This is a genomic window from Actinocrinis puniceicyclus, assembly GCF_018283645.1.
Lineage (GTDB): Bacteria > Actinomycetota > Actinomycetes > Streptomycetales > Catenulisporaceae > Actinocrinis > Actinocrinis puniceicyclus.
The window spans coordinates 1-3,301 of record NZ_JAGSXH010000244.1 but is presented as its reverse complement, the minus strand read 5'-3'; the positions used below and the strand labels follow the sequence as shown (position 1 = coordinate 3,301).

General features: G+C 66.5%; 1 protein-coding gene. It reads left to right on the top strand.

Annotated elements, in window-relative coordinates; genetic code table 11:
* The coding region (locus KGA66_RS32575; RefSeq protein ID WP_211472564.1) for an RHS repeat domain-containing protein at positions 1 to 3,301 on the top strand (3,301 nt) is incomplete at both ends.

Below are 3,301 nucleotides of genomic sequence, written 5' to 3'. Positions count from 1 at the left end.
TGCGGTTCCTCCACGCCGAGCGACGATTCGCAGAACACGATGCTGTGCTACCCGGGCTACTGGACCCCGACCGGCCAAGCGCAGCCGATCAAGGACTACTTCAACAAGTACATCGTCAACTCGGTCAGCGAGTACGACCCGACGACCCAGGACACGATCCAGACCACGTACACTCCCGGCGGCTCCCCGGCGTGGCACTACGACGACAACCCCCTGGTGCCGACGACCCCGACCAACGAGCGTACCTGGGACCAGTGGCGCGGCTTCGGGCAGATGACCGTGTCCACCGGCACCGCCCCGGACCCGGTGACCAAGGGCGTGTACAGGTATTTGCGCGGCATGGACGGCGACTACCTGACCTCCAGCACCACCCGCTCGGTCAGCGTCACCGACTCGCGTGGCGACCCGCCGGTCAAGGACTACAACCAGTACTACGGCATGACCTACGAGACGCAGGTCTTCAACGGCACCAGCGTGGTCACCGACACCGTCACCGACCCGTGGACCAGCGCGCCGACCGCCACCCACGCCCTGACCGGCCTGCCCACCCTGTACGCGTTCTTGACCGGCACCGCGGACACGAAGGTCTACACCCCGCTGGCGAACGGCTCCACACGCGAGAGCGAGACCGACTACACCCACGACGCCTACGGGCGCATCACGAAGACGAACGACCAGGGCGATGTGTCCACCACCGCGGACGACCTGTGCACCACCGCCAGCTACGCGGACAGTTCTACCGCCTGGATCCTCGACAAGCCCGCGGAGACCAAGACTGTCTCAGTGAACTGCTCCACCACCCCGGCTTACCCGGCCAATGCCGTCTCCGACACGCTGATCTTCTACGACGGCTCCGCCACACTCGGCACCGCGCCCACGGTGGGCGACGCCACGATGACGCAGCAGGCGGTCTCCTACACCGGATCGACCCCGACCTACGCGACGATGTCAAAGGCGAGCGTCGATGAGTACGGGCGCGCCACCGCGAGCACTGACCCGGACAACCGCACCACCCACACCATCTACACTCCGGCCACCGGCGCGCAGCCGACCAGCATCGCGGTGTACGACCCGCTCAACCACAAGACCACCACCACCTTCGACCCGCTGCGCGACCTGCCGCTGGCGAAGAGCGACCCGGCCGGGTACGTCACCAGCGAGCAGTACGACTCGCTCGGCCGAATGGCCGCCGTATTCAAACCCGGCATCACTCCTGCCGTGTTGAAGTACACCTACACGATCAGCAACACCGCGGTCTCATTCGTCGACACCTACGCGCTCGGCTCGGACGCCAGCGGCTACCACGTGACCGAGACCCTCTACGACGCGATGCTGCGCGCTTTCGAGACCCAGACCCAGACCCCGGACAACAGCCGCAACATCACCGACACCTACTACAACTCCGACGGCTGGGTCTCCGAGAGCACCGCCCCGTACAACAACTCCGCCGCAGTGAGCACCACTCCGGTGCAGGCCCAAGCGGGGCAGGTGCCCTCCGCCACCGGCTACAACTACGACGGAGACGGCCGCAAGAGCGCCGTCATCGCCTACGCCAACGGCGCCGAAACCTGGCGCACCACCTATACGTACGGCGGGAACTTTACCACCACCATCCCGCCGGCCGGCGCCACCGCCACCACGTCCGTGATCGATGCGCGCGGCCGCCAGAGCGACCTGATCCAGTACCACGCGGGCGTGCCGACCGACTACGTGGGCGACCCGCCGTCGGACTACTCGGACACCACGTACACCTACGATCCGGCGGGCAAGCCGGCCACCGAGACCGACGCAGCCGGCAACCAGTGGTCCTGGACCTACAACCTGCTCGGGCAGAAAACCGACACCCACGACCCGGACGCCGGGCACAGTGTGTCAACCTACGACAATGCTGGCCAGCTGATCACCACCACCGACGCGCGCGGCAAGCAGACCACGAACACCTACGATCTCGACGGGCGCGCCACCGCGAGCTACGACACGACGCTGACGCAGACGCTGTCGAGCAGCAACCAGTTGAGCAAGTACGTCTACGACTCCTTCGCGGTGGGCTACCCGACCTCCACCACGTCGTACTCCAACGGCGACACCTACACCTCCGCGGTCACCGGGTACAACGCGCTGGCCAAACCCATGGGCAGCAAGGTCACGCTGACCGGTGAGGGCACCAACCTGGTGCCGTCGACGGGGTACACCACCACGTTCGGTTACACCCTGGCAGGGCTGCTAGACACCGAAACGGACCCCGCATCAGGGGGCCTGAACTCAGAGAACATCAACTACGCCCACGACCTGTTCGGCGAGACCCTCTCGGTGCAAGGCTCGGGCGGCTACAACGCCAACTACATCGCCGCCGCCGGGTACTCCGAATACGGCCAGCCTGTCCGGTACATGTACGGCGGCGCAGGCACCGACACAGCGACGGTCGATATGACTTACGACCCGCAGATCCAGGCGCTCACCGAGGTCAAGACCAGCGACTCTACCTACAACGGCACCCTCGACGACCTGAAATACACGTTCGGCAACGCCGCCGGCAGCGTGTCCAAGGGCTCCGGGCTGCTCACCGAGGCCGTCGACACGCAGAACGCGGCCAGCACGGTGGACACCCAGTGCTTCACCTACGACTACGCCACCCGCCTGCAGCAGGCCTGGAGCGCCACCGACCAATGCGCGGCCATACCCGCCCCGGGCAACAGCGGCACAGTCGGCGGGCCGCTCGCTCCCTACTGGCAGTCCTGGACCTACGACGCCGCCGGCGACCGGCGCACCCAGGCCGACCATGACACCGCCGGTAACACCGCCAACGACACAACCACCACCTACAACTACCCGACCCAGCCCTCTGCAACCGACCAGCCGCACACGCTCACCGGCACCACCGCCTCCGGCCCGAACGCGGCGGCCAATACCGCCACCTACGGCTACGACACGGCCGGCAACACCACCTCCATCACCGGCGGCGCCCTGGGCAACCAGTCCCTGGCGTGGACCACGCAGGGCAAACTCCAATCAGACACCACCGGCGCCAACACCACCAGCTACGTGTACGACGCCACCGGCAACACGGTCGTGCGGCGCGACCCCGGCACGACCGTGTTCTACATGGGTGACGAACAACTCACCCTCAACACCGCCACCGGCACCGTCAGCGCAGTGCGCTACTACAGCATCAACGGCGCCACGATCGCGGTGCGCAACAGCACCGGCGGATACAGCTACCTGATCCCCGACCGGCAAGGCACCGACCAACTCGCCATCAACGCCACCACCCTGGCCCCCACCTGTCTCTTATACACATCTA